This window comes from Nocardia sp. NPDC102475 (assembly GCF_055584605.1).
The window spans coordinates 14,329-31,205 of sequence record NZ_JBVJLS010000024.1; the positions used below are offsets into that span (position 1 = coordinate 14,329).

The following is a 16,877-nucleotide window of genomic DNA, read 5'->3' on the forward strand; positions in this document are numbered from 1 at the left end:
AAGTCTGTGGATAACCGATTCCCTGTGGACAACTCGCCGTTGCCGCAGCGAACCTTCGAGACTCCCGCCGACCCCGCCACCGAAAGCAGCCGGCTCGCAGGTGGCCGTCGAGGCCGATCGAAGGAGCGCTCGAGGTGGGGCGCAGAACCATCATTCGATTCGACTCGACTCCTCGGCTGCATGGCCCCATGCGGCTTACCTTCCGCAGCCCAGGCGGAGCAGACGTGCGGCCGATCGTGCCGCTGCCCCAACTACACCGCGGCGACGCGCTTGGCCAGATCGTCGGCCAACTGCTGGGCTTGAACCGGGTCGGTCGCCTCGACCATCACCCGAACCAGTTGCTCGGTTCCACTGGGGCGCAACAGGATTCGCCCGGAGTCCCCGAGGGCTCGTTCGGCTTCCGCTACCGCCTCGCGGATTTCAGGTGCCGCGGCGACCGTGGCCTTGTCGGTAACCGGGACGTTCACCAGCACCTGCGGCACGGTCTGCAATACCGAAGCCAAATCGGACAGCGTTCGGCCGGTTTGCGCCATACGAGCCATCAGTTTCAATCCGGTCAGGATGCCGTCGCCGGTGGTGCCGTAGTCGGGGAAAACCACGTGGCCGGACTGTTCGCCACCGAGGTTGTAGCCGCCGCGACGCAACTCCTCGAGGACGTACCGGTCGCCAACGGCGGTGGTGCGCAAGGCGATTCCGGCTTCGCGCATCGCGATGTGCAGACCCAGATTGCTCATGACCGTGGCCACCAGCGTGTTCTGGACGAGCGAACCGGTCTCGTGCATGGCAAGCGCGAGGATGGCCAGGATCGCGTCACCGTCGACAACGGCGCCGTCGGCATCGACGGCCAACGTGCGGTCGGCATCGCCGTCGTGGGCAATGCCGAGGTCGGCTCCGTGCTCGCGTACCGCGTGCTGAATTTGTTCGAGATGCGTTGAGCCGCAACCATCATTGATGTTGAGGCCGTCCGGTTCGGCATTGATCGCGATGACCGTCGCACCGGCCGCTCGATAGGCCGCGGGTCCGACCTCGGAGGCCGCGCCGTGCGCACAGTCGACGACGACGGTCAGCCCGGACAGGTCCTGTCCGGTCGCCTCGACCAGATGCTCGACGTACCGCTCGTGTGTGCCCGCCTCGCTGTATTGATTCGGGATCACCAGCCCGTGATCGCGGGCGCCGGAAGCGTTCAGCACGCGACCGATCCCCGCACCGATCGGCCGCAGCGCCGCGTCTTCGGCGATCAACGCCTCGATCCGGTCCTCGATCGCGTCGTCGAGCTTGTGCCCACCGGCCGCGAAGATCTTGATTCCGTTGTCCGGCATGGGATTGTGCGAGGCCGAGATCATTACGCCGAGGCAGGCGTCGTACAAACCGGTCAGATACGCCACGGCCGGAGTCGGAAGTACACCTACCGAAAGCACATTCACGCCCGCGGCGGTCAGACCCGCGGTGACCGCGGCTTCGAGCATCTCACCGCTGGCGCGTGGATCGCGACCGACCACGGCGAGCGCGCGCTCCTTGCCGCGACTCAGGATCTGCGCGGCGGCACCGGAAACCCGCAGCGCCAGTTCCGGACTCAGCGATTCATTGGCAAGCCCACGGACTCCGTCGGTGCCGAACAAACGTCCCACTACCCTCGCCCCTCATCGTAGATACAGCACGAGAGCAGGCGCCCAGCCGTGCTGGGAGCCTGCTCTCGCACAGGTGCCCCGCCGACCGTACCGCCTCCGGCACCTCCAAGGTGCCGGATGACGGTGGCCGACGTAGCCAAAATCAGCGCTTCGAGTACTGCGGCGCCTTACGGGCCTTCTTGAGGCCGTACTTCTTACGCTCGGTGGCACGCGGGTCACGCGTCAGGAAGCCGGCCCGCTTCAGGGCGGGACGGTCATCCGGGGTGACCTCGATGAGCGCACGGGCAATGGCCAGACGCAACGCACCGGCCTGGCCCGAGGGGCCACCACCGACGAGACGCGCGTGGATGTCGAAGGACTCGGTCCGCTCGACGGTCACCAGCGGCGACTTGACCAGCTGCTGGTGCACCTTGTTCGGGAAGTAGTCCTCGATGGTGCGGCCGTTGAGCACGAAGTTGCCGGTACCCGGCAGCAGGCGCACGCGAACGACGGCCTCCTTGCGACGACCGACGGTCTGCACCGGGCGGTCGATCACGATCGGGGCGTAGGCGGCGGGCTCGGCCTCGTAGCCGTAGTCCTCCTCGACGACCTCGACGTTGGCGTCCTCGGCGAAGTCCTCGTTGAATTCCTCAGGAGCGGTCACTGGGCCACCTGCTTGATCTCGAACGGAATGGGCTGCTGAGCGGCGTGCGGATGCGTCGGGCCCGCGTAGACCTTCAGCTTGCCCGCGATGGCGTTGCCGAGCTTGTTCTTCGGGATCATGCCCTTGACGGCCTTCTCCACGAGACGATCGGGGCGCGACTCCAACACCTGACCGACAGTGCGCGACTTGAGGCCGCCCGGGTGTCCGCTGTGGTGGTGGATCAGCTTGTCCGCCTTCTTGTTACCGGAGATGGCAACCTTGTCGGCGTTGATGATGATGACGAAGTCGCCACCATCGAAGTTCGGCGCGTAGGTCGGCTTGGTCTTGCCGCGCAGCAGATTCGCTGCCTGGACGGCGAGACGGCCGAGCACTACGTCAGTGGCGTCGATGACGTACCACTTACGGGTCACGTCACCCGCCTTGGGGCTGTACGTAGGCACAGTGGTTCCCTGTCTGTAGTCGGTGTTGCCAGCCACGGCGTGCAGTCGAGCGGCTCCCGGCGGCCGGTGGAGACCCAGGGCTCGACGTACTTCCACACGCCAACGGGCAACGATACCAGCCATGCCCCAGCGGTATGAAACCGGTCAGATCTCGATCGGCGGGCCGTGGTCGATGGCGCCGGGCGGGCCCGGGACCACGTAGCGGGGGACGTCGATGCTCGGCTGCGCGCACTCCGCACCCGCGACGTCGAATCCGGAATCGCCCGGTTCCGGCACCAGGCCCGGGTCGTATCCGCGAGCCGCGGCAATGCCTGCACGCTGCTCATTGGTGACGTACGGGGTCAATGGGCAGGAGACCGGCGTCCCGGCGACCGAAGCGGCCAGTTCGACCCGATCACCATCGGAGGGCATGGCCATCGCGGCCAGTACGGCGGCACCGGCAACCGCAGGCGCGCCGAACAGCTTGCCCCAGCGCTTGCCCTTGCGCGGTTTGTCCGCGTCATCGTCCGATTCGTGCGGATGCCACTCCGACTGCGGCGGTCCGTCCTGCTGTGGCTGGTAGGGACCGCGCGGACCCGGCGGCGGCACCGGTCCCTGGGGTGTGGGAGCCCGGCCGATAACGCTGGGCCGCTGCTCGTCCGGAAACTGCCCGGGCGGGCGGGTGAATCGGCTACCCAGCTCGGCGAGGTTCGGCGGCAAGGACTCCCGGCTGACCCGGGTAGTCGGCTCGTCACCCGTCGGCTCGGTCGACGGTAGGACGGTCGGATATCCGGGCCCGTACTGAACCACCGGCGGATGCGACTGCGCGGCCTCGCGCTGGCCCTGCCCCTGCTCAGGCCGAACCGGCCCTTGCTCGGGACGTCCCTGCTCCGGCCGCCCCACCTGCTCCGAACGCGACGGCTGCAACGTCTCCGCCTGCCGCTGCGCCGACAACGCCTGTGCTTGCGCGGCCTCCACCTGCCGCTGCACCGAAAGCGCCTGCTGCTGTGCCGATTCGGTCTGATACTGCGGCTCCGCCTGCCGCGCCCGCGGCGGCTGCGCGGGCTCGGCATGCCGTCCCGCCGACTCCGGCTCACCGTTCTCGTTATCGGTCACCAGCAGGTGCGAGGCCCCGAGCACCAGCGCGTGCATCGGGTGATCGGCCACATGCAACCGGTGCCCGAGATGGTTCTGGAATGCCAAGCGCAGCGCGTCGTTGAAGCAGACATTGCCGGACAGCAGGACCGTCGAGGTGTCCGCGCCGATCGAGCGGGCCGCGGCCATCACCTCGATCACCACATTGTCGGCCGAACGCGCATCGCGCATGGCCTCCGCGGTGACCGGCACGTCGACCGATTCGGTCGGCTGCTCATCGTCGCCGTGCACCGCGACGACCAGCATGGTCCGTCCGTCGGAGTACACCCCGGTCGCGCCGATGCCGTGTGGATTGCGATCGTCCGGGGACCGCACCAAACCGAGCGCACGCACATATCCGGACAGCGCGACACTTTCCGGCAGCGGTTCGACCGTGACGTCCAGCCGTTCGACCAGGTCGACATACACATCGACCTTCGCGTCGGGCCAGCCGTCCGGGAACGGCAGCGCGACCAGATCCGGTTTGCCGCGCAGATATTTGCCGATGGCCGCGAGCGGGTTGTACATGCGGGCACGGAAGACCAGTTCGGCGGGCCAGGTCGCACCGGCCACCACGATCTGCGGATGGCCGAGGATGTCGCGCACGTCGGCGATCGCCATCCCCAGATCCGGCCGCTGCCGCTCCACCCCGGCGGTATGCAGCCGACCCGACGAATCCGCCAGCAGATATGCCGGCGGCGTGTATGTACCTTCTACCTGCACGGGCCGGATCGGTGTCCCACCGCCGCCCGCGGCAACGGACACCACATCCCATCCGAGATGTACTGCCCCAACTCGCACCGTCACAGGCATAAGTGTGCCTGCTGCGCGAGCGACATGCTCACCACATCCGGTGAGAGCCCGCCTGAGCGGCCCCTCACGCGTTCGACTTCCGCAACCGCAGCCGGCGCCAGGTGATGATCGCCAATACCGCGGTTATCGCGACGAGCAGGCCGATATCGAGATACCAGATATTCGGCTCGTGCTTCCACAGCGCGTCGGGTTGCGAGTTGGCGAACAGTGTCCGAATATCCACTGTCGACGCCCCGGCCGCATAGCCCCACCGTGACGGGAACAGCCACGAGACCTGCTCGAGCACCACCCGGTCGGTCACCGGAATCAGGCCGCCCGCCATGACCAGCTGGACCATGATCATCACCACGAGCATCGGCATGACCTGCTCGTTGGACTTCGCGAGACTGGACAGCAGCAGGCCGAAGACCACACAGCACACCGCGGTCAACGCGATATCGAGATAGAGCTCGGTGGGCCCGTTCGGGATCACCGAACCCTCCAGCGGCGGCTTCTTACCGACCAGCGTGATGCCGACCAGCACCGCCGCCTGCAGGAAAGCGGTAATGCTGAACACCGCGATCTTGGCGAGCAGATACGCCGAGGGCAGCAGCCCGACCGCGCGCTCGCGATAGAAGATGGTGCGCTCACCGACCAGATCACGCACGGTCAGCGTGGATCCCATAAAGCACGCGCCCAGGATCAATACGACAAGCAGTTGCTGCGTCTCGCTGCCTCCAGACGGGACGAAGAGCACCTCGTTGCCGCTCTGCACCTGCTCCAGCGGACCGCTCCGGAAACCGTTGCTGCCCGGCACCACCAGCGACAGCGCGCCGAGGATAAAGGGCAGGATCAAGAGGAACGCCAGGTAACCGCGGTCGGCGAAGATCAATCGCACCTGCCTTCGCGCCAAGGTGGAGAACTGCTTGGCGCGCCCGGATTGCGGCGGGCTGCCCGCCGAGCCCTGCCGCGGCGGCGCGGGCGGTGGCGGCGGTGGCGCGAAGGCCAGCCTGGACCGGTACGCGGCGAATGCCTGATCAGGGTTCGCGGCGACCCGCCCGAAGATCTCAGCCCAGTCACTGGTCCCCATCGCGGCGCCGACGCTGGCCGGATGACCGCAGAAGGCCGTCTTGCCACCGGGCGCGAGCAACAGCACCTGATCACACATGTCCAGGCAGGCCACCGAGTGGGTGACCACGATGACGGTGCGCCCGGCATCGGCCAGCTCGCGCAGCATCGTCATCACCTGACGGTCCAGCGCCGGATCCAGACCCGAGGTCGGTTCGTCCAGGATCAGCAGCGACGGACCGGTGAGCAGTTCCAGCGCCACCGACGCGCGCTTGCGCTGACCTCCGGAGAGCCGGTCCACCCTGGTCTCGGCATGTTCGGTGAGCGAAAGTTCTTTCAGCACACCGTCGATCACCTGCTGGCGGTCGGCCTTCGAGTTGTCCGGCGGCAGTCGAAGTTCGGCGGCATAGCCGAGGGCTTGGCGCACGGTCAGCTGACGGTGCAGCACATCGTCCTGCGGCACCATGCCGATGCGGGAACGCAGCGCCTCGTATTCGGCGTGCAGATTGCGACCTTCGAAGGTGACCACACCGCCGGAGGGCTGTGTGCTGCCCGCGATCAATTTCGACAGCGTCGATTTGCCCGCACCGGAAGGTCCGATGAGTGCGGTGAGCGTGCCCCGGCCCGCCTGCATATTCACATCGACGAGCAGCTGCTTGTTGCCCTCGACGGTGAATCCGACGCCGTGCACGTGCAGGCCCTGTTCGGCGACCGGCTTCTGCCGATGCACCAATGTGCCCTGCTGGACGACGAAGTCGATATTGCCGATGGTGATGATGTCGCGCTCACGCAGCACCGTGCGCTGTTCGCGACGGCCGTTGACGAAGGTGCCGTTGGCCGAGCCGAGGTCCTCGATGGTCAGGCCCTCGGAGTCCGCGACCAGCCGGGCGTGCTTGCGCGAGGCCAGCGGATCGTTGACGACGATCTGATTGTCGGAGGTACGACCGATATTCAGCCCGCCGGGCGGCAGGCGGTCGGCCCTGGCGATCGGCGCGGTGGACGGGCGGGTGCGGACCGGCGGCAGCATCGAGGTGTCGGCCTTGAAGGTCATATTGACGTTCGGCTGCTGCGGTTGGGAGGGCGGTTGCTGCTGGGGCTGCGGCTGCGAAGGGGGTTGCTCCGGGCGTTGCTGTTGCGGACGCTGCTGGGACGGCGGCGGCGCCTGTGGTGTCCGTCGCGGATGCTGATAACCCGGTGGCACCGACGACTGCGGTTGCGACGGTGGTTGCGCCGCAGGCGGCCGCTGCGGCCGGGCCGACGGCGTCGCGGGCAGCAGATGCAATAGCGGCCCACTGATCGCATCACCGAGCCGCACCTGCGTCGGCCGATTGATCGGCACCGGCTGACTCAACCGCCGCGCATCCACGAAAACGCCGTTGGTGCTGCCATTGTCGGTGAGTACCCAGCTGTTCCCCTGCCAGGCGAGCGTCGCATGCACCCGCGAGACCAGCGGGCTGTCCACGAACAACGTCACTTCCGGTGCGCGGCCCATCGTGACCTGTTGATTCGAATCGAAGACCCGTTCGGTTCCATCATGGCGCACGGTGATGGTCTGCGCCCCCGGTAAAGACATGCAGCGGATACTATTCCATCACCCGGACTTCGGCGGTGCCCCCGATGCGCCTTCATGCCCCGATCCGGAGACCGTTATGAACGTGCGACCGGCCGACTAGGGGGAGCCTTGCCGAAACTCCGAGCGACCGCAGTCATTGCCGCAGCACTATGCGTAATCGCAATGTTGGCGGGCTGCACTCGCGCGGTGCACGGTCGAGCGGTTTCGGTCTACGACGATCCGTTCAAGGTCGCCGGACTGCCCACCACGAACGGTCCGAGCGGACCGCGCGACGGCGTCCCCGATAGCTCGCTCACCGCGGTGAACGGCGACAGCGGCGAGGTGGATGCCCTGGCGCTCAACGCGATCGATGATATCCAGACATACTGGCGTGCGGAATACAGCAAGGACTTCGACGGCGAATTCAAGCCGGTCGACAAGCTGATCTCCTGGAGCGCGAAGGCGCCGCGCACCCAGGCGCTCGAATTCTGCAGGGAATCCACCTATCACCTGGTGAACGCGGCCTACTGCCGACTGGACAACTCGATCGGCTGGGACCGCTCGGTACTGTTGCCGACGATCGAGGACACCTTCGGCAAAATGGCCGTGATCATGGTGCTCGCCCATGAATACGGACACGCCATCCAGACCCTGGCGAAAATCGTGCAGGCGAAGGACCCGGTGATCGTCAAGGAGCAGCAGGCGGACTGCTTCTCGGGTGCGTTCATTCGCCATGTGGCAGAAGGCAAATCCAAGCACTTCACCATCAATACCTCCGACGGCCTGAACTCGGTGCTGGCCGCGACCGTCGCCATTCGGGACTCCAATCCGGATGATCCCGAGAGCGTGCACGGTTCGGCATTCGAGCGGGTCACGGCGGTGCAGATCGGCTTCACCGATGGCCCGAAGGCGTGCAAAGCCATTGATATGCATGAGATCGAACGCCGCCGCGGCAATTTGCCGCAGAGCTTCAAGGACGATCCCGGCCATGGTGAGAATCCGATCGACAAGGACAGTCTGATCGAGCTCAGCAAGGCACTCGCCGCGATCCTGCCGCTGAAGCAGGCACCGACCTACGACTACTCCGGCGCGAAGATCGACTGCAAGAACGGCGTTGCCACACCGCCGGTTTCGTATTGTCCGGCCAAGAACACCATCGCGACCGATGTGCCCGCGCTCGCGCAGCGCGGCACCTCCGATGCCGATGACAATGATCCGTTGCCGCTCAAGGTGACCGGCGATTACAACGGCTACGTCGTCTTCATCTCGCGCTACACCCTCGCCGTGCAGCAGAGCAACGGCCAGCAACTCGTCGGCGCCAAGGCCGGATTGCGTGCGGCCTGCCTGTCGGGTGTGGTCACCGGCAAGCTCGCGCAACCGGGACGGACCCAGGCCCAGGGCGATATCGTCTTGGCCGCAGGCGATCTCGACGAGGCGGTCTCCGGTCTACTGGCCGACGGGCTAGCGGCCAGCGATATCGAGGGCAAGACCGTACCGAGCGGGTTCTCCCGGGTCGACGCGTTCCGCGCGGGTGTGCTCAACGGAGAGCACACCTGCACGTCACGGTATTCCTGAGCTCCCGTTCGTGAAATGTGTCAAAACGCGCAACACTTGCACGACCTGATGAATTGCTCCACCAGGGTTGGCCTGCAACCAAAGTCACAGGTCTGCTCGTGGCAGTACGCGGCCCGGCGACACCGGGTCTTACATGGTTTCCATCGAGCATTTAACGTCCGACGTAACTCGCCTAGACGACCTACAAAAGACTTCCCGAGATGCGGTTTGGTTATCGCCGCACCCCGCGACCGACGCAGATTATCACTGGATGTCATATCTTGACGACGAGTTACCTATGTACGCACGAAATCAGCTGTTGCGTGGGCAGATGCTGCGGGTCGGCTGGTCGATCACCCGAAAGGCGGCGGGGCGGCAGGCTCGAATCGCAGCACTCGGTTGCCGATCATGATTTCGGTGCCGGGTATCAGGCCCATCGGCTGGTGCGGTGGTAGGCGGATCCAGTCGCGGTAACCGGGCAGGCGGGTGCGGGTGCCATTGGTGGAACCCCGATCCACCAGGGACACATCCCAATTCATCAGCAACACCTCGGCGTGCGCGCGGGACATGCCGCCCGAGGAATCCTCGACCTTCAACGGCACCATGCCGCGGCGGGCCTGTTCGGAATGTTCCGGATCGCGGCCGAGGACCGCGTCCGCGGCCAGCATGTAGGTCATGCCGTCGTCGAGGACCAGCATGCCCAGCGGCGGGCGGACCACCTCGATCAGCTGCTGCGTCTGATCAACCGGCATCCCGCAGACTGTGCAGAACGCCGAGCGCGGATCGCTGGGATGCGCACGCGCACACTTGAATCCCAGCACCTTGACGGTGAGGGCGGTGGCCTTCGCGGTGGCCTCCAGCCTGCGCTGCAGATCTGGATCCGGGCGCGGGGCCGGATTGGTGCCGCCCATTTGGGTCGGCGCGTGATGCGGGTCGACCGGTTCTTGTTCTTGAACCGAATCGAGCATCGCGGTCGAGGCACGGGTCTCGGTCAGCTGTTCGGCCTCCGGCTGCGGTTCGGGCTCGGGACGCTGGGTCGGTCCCGAGTCGATGCGCGCGGTCGGGGGTGGATGCGCGTGCTCGGATCGCACCGGTTCGGACCGGCCGCGCACCGCGTCCGACCAGACGATCGCGCCGCCCGCCTGTGCGATCCCCTCGACCAACCAGCCGATCCCCCGCTCGGCGGGCAGATCCGGAATGCGACCCTTCGGGTCGTCCACGAAGAGCGCGACCGCACTGGCGGGCACCGTCGCGACCCGGTCCACCGTGAAGGCGGCATCGCTGCCCCGATAGCGCTCGAGCGTTCCGTCACCGGCGAGCACCGCGGTGACGGCACCATGCAGGAAGATCGCCACCCCGCCGGTCTCTGCCGCGGACAGGATGCCGAAATCGACTGGCGCACCGGGACTGATCCGCTCGGCATGCGTCATCAGCCAGCGGGTTGCCGCCCGCGCGACCAGTGCGCCCGGCCCCTCCGGATGCTGTTCGGCGGCGTCGCGCACGAGTTCGGCCAGCGATTCCAGTGCGATAACGGCTGGTGCGTCCGGAGTCGGGCGCGCATGCCCACGATGTGCGACGACCACCACCGCACCCGCGACCCGGGCGACGGCGTGACCTCCGACAACGACCTCAACCTGCCGATCCTTCAACGGTATCGGCCTTTCGGAGGTGCGCATTGCGGGGTCGTCGCCACATCGACAAGGGTATTGCAATCCAAGCCCTAAGGGGTCCCCCTCCCCGGCGTCCGTCCGGTAACTTCAGATGGACATCGGGAGGAACGAGGGGCCTTTCATGGTTAGGACTTCGCGCATCGCGCTCGCCGTGGCTTGTATCGCGGTGACCGGCGTGCTGGCGGGCTGCAGCGGCGTGCAGGGTACGCCGCTGGCGGCCGAGCAAGACGTGCGCAAACTGGAGGTCGGCACCTATCCGGTCGATCGGCACAAATACGAGCAGGACGCGGGCTCGAACGGGGCGCTGGTCGAGGGCATGCGGATGTCGGAGGCCGTGGTCGCCAGTTCGAAGATCGACCCGTCGCTCACCTACGGGCGCGAAGGCAAGGTGCTCAGCAGCATCGATGACGCCGTCGAACACGTCGCGGCCGCGTCCAAGCCGGTGCTGGTCAATCGCAAGTACCTCACCGGATACGCCACCAGCGGTTCGGATAAGCCCGATCCGCCCGGTCAGACCCGGCCGTCGGCCGACACCACCGCGATCACCAATGTGGTGTTCCGGTTCCCGGACGAGGCCACCGCGAAGATCGCCGCCCGGGAACTCGAAGACGCCGATATCAACATCTCACCCGACAACCGCAAACTGACGTCGAGCAAATATCCGGATGCCTATCTCCACTGGCGCCCGGGCATTGCCAATATCGGAACCTTCATGGCGCACAAGGAGTTCGTCATCTCGCTGTTCGTCGGGCGGCCGCGCGCGGACAGTTCGGACCTGCAGAGTTGGGTCGAGAAGACACTCGACGCCCAGGTCCCCGCGTTGGACAAATTCCAGGCCACGCCACAGGACAAATTCAGCAGCCTGAAGGTCGACCCGGAGGGCATGCTCGGGCGCGTAGTGGTCGCGGATCGTCGTGGGCACACCCCGAATGCCGATAACTTCGCGACCTACGGTCCGAGTTACTTCGTGCAGTCGGCCGAGGACGAGGCCAAGACCCAGAAGCTGGTGGACGAGGTCGGGGTCGAGCGGTTCGCCATCGTCGACAACGGCTCGATCACCCGCGTCCGCGACTATCCGGCCGGCCAGAAGTTCATCGACGGGCTGATCGACGAGGTGCGCAACACCTTCGACCCGATCGACGCCCCCAAGGATGTGCCGGGCGCGAAGTGCTTGCAGCTCAACAGCAAAGGCGACCCCGAGCGGCAGTACAAGTACCGCTGCTATGTCCCGTACAAGCGGTATGTCGGTGTGGTCACCAGTGATAAGGAGCCAGATGTGCGGCAAAAGGTCACCGCGCAGTACGCGCTTTTGGCGAATAGCCTCTGACACCTCGCTGACCGCGCCCTCGACCTGCCCTGCTCGACCAACTGCGCACTGACCACGGCCCAAATGATCACCCGGCCATGGGATCCCGGATCGACTGCTCGTTTCCGTCCCGATGCTGACGGTACTGCGTCGAGTAGGATCCGGCAGAAGGGAAGCCGAATAGGGCGACGGGACAAGGGGGGAACGTGAGTATGCGTGGCGGGTTCGTCGCACTGCTCATGGTGGGTGCCATGGCGAGTGCGAGCTGTGCTGGGAGTGTGACCGGGCATCCCGGACCAGGGCTGACGCCGGTGGATCTCGGGACCTTGAATACTGGCCCCTACAAGGCCGAACCCACCGCCTACGAACCCGACATCACCAGCGCGGCCGACGTGCGCAATGTCGAAGGGCAACGGCTACTCAATTATCTGACTCCCTCCTACGAGATCGACAGCGACATCGACATCCTCGGCGACATCAAGGTGTTCTTCGACGGCAACCAGCTAGCCGAGTCGAATACTTTCCCGGAGAAGTACCGATCCGCCGCAGTCGACAACAACCTGCTGCTCGGGGTCTATGTCTCGCGGATCAACGAGAATCTCCGGAGTCGAAAGAAACTCATCATCTCGGTGCTGCGGTTTCCGACCGACACCGCCGCTAAGAAGGCAGCCGACGATTTCGACTCGACAACGAACTCCGACCCTGGCCGACACCAGGTTCCGATCACCGGCCATCCGGATGCCAAGGCGTCCTCACCGGATGACGTCACCGGTATTTCTTTTCTGGCACACGGCCCTTACGTCGTCATGGCGAATGTCGGCATCCCGGAACCGAATCGGGCCGCACTGACCGAAGTCATCCAGAAGACCCTGGACAAGCAGACAGCCCGGTTGGACCAGACTCAGCCCACCCCACTCGACGATATCCTCGACCTTCCCCTCGATCCGGACAGCATCATGCGGCGCGCGCTGCCCAAGGCACCCGATTACAGCGACCCCTACATCTACGACTGGGATTTCGGCCCTTATCAACCGACCGGCGAACTGCACTTCGAACGCAATCCTGCCGAGGTCGCGAAGGCATTCGACGAAAGCGGTGTAGATCTCGTCGCGCGACGCGGCGGGGTCGTCTATCGAACCAGGGATTTGTCGGGTGCCTTCCGTCTGCAGTCCACGCTGACCAAGGTCGGAAAGAACGACGAGGTACTGGATCCTCCACCCGGTCTGCCCGACGCCCGGTGTGTGAAGCTCGACAAGACCGATCCATATCGTCTCTTCGACGGCCTGTGCGCTGTCGTGTACGGAAGGTATGTCGGCGTAGTCATGTCGAAGATGCTCTCATCCGCCCGGGTGGACCATTCCCTGTATCAGCGTGCGGCCGCGCAGTATTCGGTCCTGACTAAGAGTGAGTAGTGAGGCTGTCATGCGACTCCCACACATTCTGCGCGTCCTGCTCGCCACCGCGATTGCGGCCACCGCCGGATGCGGCGGTACCGACCGCACGACGACACCGACCATCGACATCTCGAAACTGGATTCCGGCAATTACCCGGTAGCTCCACGTGACATCGAGGCGATCAGAATGTCGCGAACCGGGCCCGCGCTGGAAGCGATCCGAATCGGCAATTCGACTCCACTGCCTTTCGACGTGGATGGAAAATACGCTTTCCAGCGGCTCACCAACACTGATCGTCGAATCACTCCGAATGCCACACCGACTGTATTCTCATTGAGCGACGCAGAATTAATCGAATCGACTCGAGGGATGGTTGCCGGATGGGATAGCAGTGGCGAGCGCCGCAAGAACCCATCCGTAGGACGGCAGGTCAACCTTTCCCTGCTACGGTTTCCGGACACCGCGCAGTCCGAAACCGCACTTCGCCGTCTGACCGACAGACAATCCGATAATTTACCCGGCGATTCGGTGCAACTACCCAAGTTCCCACAGGCGCGGGCGAAATGGTCGGTCAGCAAGAAATATCTCGATGCATGGCTCACACACGATGCGATGGTGCTATACGTGCATATCGAGGACCCGCTCAGCGAACCAGCGGAGCCGGCCCCGCTTATCGACTTCGCGCAGAAGTATTTCGAAAAGCAGATCGAGATGCTGGCGAGCTACTCGCCCACCCCGATCGACCAGCTCGGATCACTCCCCCTCGACGTGGACGGCCTCCTCAGCCGGACCTTGCCGTTGGAGGAGAAGGAGCGGATCGACAAGGACTACGACAACTCGATGGTCCTACCTGTCCATGCCGCGCTACATTTCGAGAATCTACCCGGCATCACCAAGGCCGCTTTCGATGATTCCGGCGTAGATTTTGTATCTTTTTCCGGCGCAAGGCTATTTCGCGCCCGTGATACCGACAGCGCCACTCGTCTGCTGGCAGCTTTTGCGGAGCGGGACTCGGATGGCTACCGGAAGATCGACAGCCCGCCGAATATGCCTGCCGCGCGGTGCTTTGACACCGACAACGCGAGGTCGACTATCACTCGCTATCCGCCGGTGTGCTTCTTCGCTTACGACCGATACGTCGCGCGCGTAACCGGCCACAATCCCCAGGAGCTATACCAACGGACTGCGGCGCAATACAAGCTGCTCGCGCACTGATCACAGCTAGTAGGATCCCGCGGGAACCACGCGAACGAAGGGGAGGGCGTTGAAGCTCGCAGTGAAATCGACGCCGATTCGGGCGACCTGGACTCTGCTCGCGGTCGGCGTCCTGGCGATGGGCGCTGTCGGTTGCGGTACCGAGGTCCCTGGCACCGCAACGCGGGTTCAAACCGATGTGTCCAAACTCGATGTCGGCAACTACCAGACAAAGCCGCGCACCATCGGTAATGCTAAGAGCGACAAGCAAGCTCGCGCACGCGAAGCGCAGCGCCTTGCCGATTACGTCGCGTTGCCCTATGAAGCCGATCCCTCGTATGTCGAAGATGTATGGAGCCTTCGCTCGCATATCGTGCTCAACCGAAAAACCCTGGGCAACCTCGTTATCAACGACACCTTCGACGAGGTAGCCAAGGATCTGACTGCGGGTTGGGTCAATGCCTGGTCCACCGGTGGCGCGCCGGAGGACAAACGGCGGACGCTGAACGTCGCGGTACTGATGTTCCCGGATGCGCAGACCGCGACGACGGTCGGCCCGATGCTCGAGCACGACGACTTCACCTATAACCGCGACAATCAACCGGTTCCGATTACCAAGCACGCCAACACAACCGCGCACTGGCGACCGGATATCTCATCCATCGGCTCTTGGACCGTGCACGACCGGTATGTCATCTTCATCAAGGTTGTGGACGACACCTCCGCACCCGACCTCCCCGCATTGACATCACAGGTCGAGCGGATGCTGGATGTGCAGGTTCCGCTGCTCGACAAGTTCCACCCGACACCGGCCAACGAGCTCTCACACATACCGCTCGATCCTCTCGGACTCCTCGGACGGACGATCCCGAGCAATCCAGAGCAACCGTTGCGCGGCGAACCGGACGGCTCATACGAGGGCCGCGGCATGCTGAGTCTGTTGAATTCCAAGCCGACCACGATGGGGACACTGGAGAAGGGCGAGGTCGATCTGGTCTCCTTCGGCGATGCGGCGGTCTTTCGCAGCAAGACCGCCAAGGGCGCGGACGCGCTCTGGCAGGAATGGCAGCCTTCCAAGAACCTGGCGGCGAACAAGAAGATGGTCGAAGCGCCTTCCGGACTCGGCGAGCACGCCGAATGCTATGCGGATCTGGTCGGATCCGGCGATAAGCAAACCGTCTCCATGAATATCTGTGTGTTCCAAGTCGACCGGTACACCGTGCAGGCATTCGGAAAGCAGTTGCAGGATCTCCATCAGAAGGTATCGGCGCAATACGCCTTGTTGACCAGCGTGTGAGGGTGATCGCGTGAGCAAGAGACTGTTGGCAGGCGCTACGTTGGGCTTGGCGCTCACCATAGCGACGAGCTGCTCGAGCCCGATCACCGGAAATCCGCAACCGGGTCTGACCCCGGTCGAGCTGCGCAATCTGAAGACCGGAGCGTTGGCCACCGAACCGTCCGACTACCAACTGCATCTCAGCGACGGCAAGAAGGACGTCCGATTCATCGAAGCGCGCCGCATGTTGAACTACCTCGTGCACCCGTTCGACGTGGACAGCGATCTCACCGACGTCGGATACACCAAGCTGATGGCGGATCCCTACAGCATGACCGCGGACGGGGCCCTGCCCGAATTCTATAAACCCGTCACCGATAAGTACGATCTCATCGCGGGCGCCTACGTATCCCGGACCAATGGCAGTCTGCGCAGCACGAAACGACTGATTATGGTCATCCTGCGCTTTCCCACCGCCGCCGACAGCACAGGTGCCGCAGCCGAATTCGATCGGATCACCAAGGAACAGCGCGAGCGCCACGACATCCAGATCACCGGCTACCCGGATGCGCGGGCCTCGTCGCCCGACGATTTGACGGTCACCGCATTTCAGTCGCACGGCCCCTATCTCATCCTGACCAATGCCGCACTGCCACAGCCGAATAGGGACGGCCTCGCCGACCGCGTCAAGAAGGCCATTGATCTGCAGATCGCTCAATTGGACAGGCAGCAACCCGTTCCGCTCGATGATCTGCTCGATCTACCGATCGACCCCGACGGCATCATGCGCCGTGCCGCGCCGCGCGCAAAGGATTTCAGCGATCCCTTCTTCGGCATCGCTGACTTCGGCCCGTACCAGCCATCGGGAATTCTGCATTTCCAACGGAACCCGATCGAAGTCCGAAAGGCCATGGAGGACAGCGGTGTAGATCGCGTCGGAAGACGAGCGGGCACCGTCTATCGAACTCGCGATCTCGCGGGCGCTTTCAGATTGCAGACAGCATTGACCAAGCCCGGCAAGGACGACGCGATCGTCGATCCACCGCCCGGTCTACCGGACGTGCGCTGCCTCCGGCTCAACGCCACGGATTCGAATCGGCTGTTCAACAGCTTCTGCGCGATCGTGTACGGACGCTATGTCGCGGTTGTCGAATCGTCGACGCCCTCGACCACGCGGGTAGATCTGCGACTGCAGGAACGCGCCGCGGCACAGTACTCGATCCTTGCGAAAAGTGAGTGAGCGAAT

The 16,877-nt window shown here is 64.6% G+C and carries 12 protein-coding genes; 6 read left to right on the forward strand and 6 right to left on the reverse strand.

The features are described 5' to 3' along the window. Positions 1-251 precede the first annotated feature (251 nt). From glmM to ACZ60G_RS33990, 5 genes are all read right to left on the reverse strand, one after another. The gene (gene glmM / locus ACZ60G_RS33970; RefSeq protein ID WP_465815353.1) at positions 252-1,628 is read right to left on the reverse strand and encodes a phosphoglucosamine mutase; all 1,377 of its coding nucleotides are present in this window, start codon (positions 1,626-1,628) and stop codon (positions 252-254) included. Between the two features lie 142 nt (positions 1,629-1,770). Next, on the reverse strand, positions 1,771-2,271 hold the full coding sequence (gene rpsI / locus ACZ60G_RS33975; RefSeq protein WP_397055801.1) for a 30S ribosomal protein S9: 501 nt from the start codon (positions 2,269-2,271) through the stop codon (positions 1,771-1,773). Then, positions 2,268-2,711: a 50S ribosomal protein L13 gene (rplM, locus tag ACZ60G_RS33980; protein WP_040686710.1), complete on the reverse strand. Its 444-nt coding sequence runs from the start codon at positions 2,709-2,711 to the stop codon at positions 2,268-2,270. Before rplM ends, rpsI begins: the two co-directional genes overlap by 4 nt. A 144-nt stretch (positions 2,712-2,855) precedes the next feature. Beyond that, positions 2,856-4,637 (reverse strand): hypothetical protein, encoded by a 1,782-nt coding sequence (locus tag ACZ60G_RS33985; protein ID WP_465815354.1) that lies wholly within the window; start codon positions 4,635-4,637, stop codon positions 2,856-2,858. Positions 4,638-4,701: 64 nt separating this feature from the next. Further along, entirely contained in the window at positions 4,702-7,257 is a 2,556-nt protein-coding gene (locus ACZ60G_RS33990) for an FHA domain-containing protein (protein ID WP_465815355.1), read from the reverse strand. A gap of 162 nt (positions 7,258-7,419) precedes the next feature. On the opposite strand from ACZ60G_RS33990, the gene ACZ60G_RS33995 reads away from it, so the two are divergent. Then, positions 7,420-8,811 (forward strand): neutral zinc metallopeptidase, encoded by a 1,392-nt coding sequence (locus ACZ60G_RS33995; RefSeq protein ID WP_465815436.1) that lies wholly within the window; start codon positions 7,420-7,422, stop codon positions 8,809-8,811. Positions 8,812-9,143: 332 nt separating this feature from the next. Here ACZ60G_RS33995 and ACZ60G_RS34000 read toward each other — a convergent pair whose 3' ends face one another. After that, the gene (locus ACZ60G_RS34000) at positions 9,144-10,439 is read right to left on the reverse strand and encodes an FHA domain-containing protein (RefSeq protein ID WP_465815356.1); all 1,296 of its coding nucleotides are present in this window, start codon (positions 10,437-10,439) and stop codon (positions 9,144-9,146) included. A gap of 142 nt (positions 10,440-10,581) precedes the next feature. On the opposite strand from ACZ60G_RS34000, the gene ACZ60G_RS34005 reads away from it, so the two are divergent. The 5 genes from ACZ60G_RS34005 (at position 10,582) to ACZ60G_RS34025 (ending at position 16,871) form a co-directional block, all read left to right on the forward strand. Beyond that, entirely contained in the window at positions 10,582-11,787 is a 1,206-nt protein-coding gene (locus tag ACZ60G_RS34005; protein ID WP_465815357.1) for a DUF7373 family lipoprotein, read from the forward strand. A gap of 191 nt (positions 11,788-11,978) precedes the next feature. Continuing rightward, positions 11,979-13,178 (forward strand): DUF7373 family lipoprotein, encoded by a 1,200-nt coding sequence (locus tag ACZ60G_RS34010; RefSeq protein ID WP_465815438.1) that lies wholly within the window; start codon positions 11,979-11,981, stop codon positions 13,176-13,178. Positions 13,179-13,188: 10 nt separating this feature from the next. Next, complete coding sequence (locus ACZ60G_RS34015; protein WP_465815358.1) at positions 13,189-14,376, forward strand: DUF7373 family lipoprotein; 1,188 nt, start codon at positions 13,189-13,191, stop codon at positions 14,374-14,376. A 49-nt stretch (positions 14,377-14,425) separates the two neighbouring features. Further along, entirely contained in the window at positions 14,426-15,652 is a 1,227-nt protein-coding gene (locus ACZ60G_RS34020) for a DUF7373 family lipoprotein (protein WP_465815359.1), read from the forward strand. Positions 15,653-15,662: 10 nt separating this feature from the next. Further along, a complete protein-coding gene (locus tag ACZ60G_RS34025; protein WP_465815360.1) occupies positions 15,663-16,871 on the forward strand; it encodes a DUF7373 family lipoprotein in 1,209 nt (402 codons plus the stop codon). Positions 16,872-16,877: the final 6 nt, after the last annotated feature.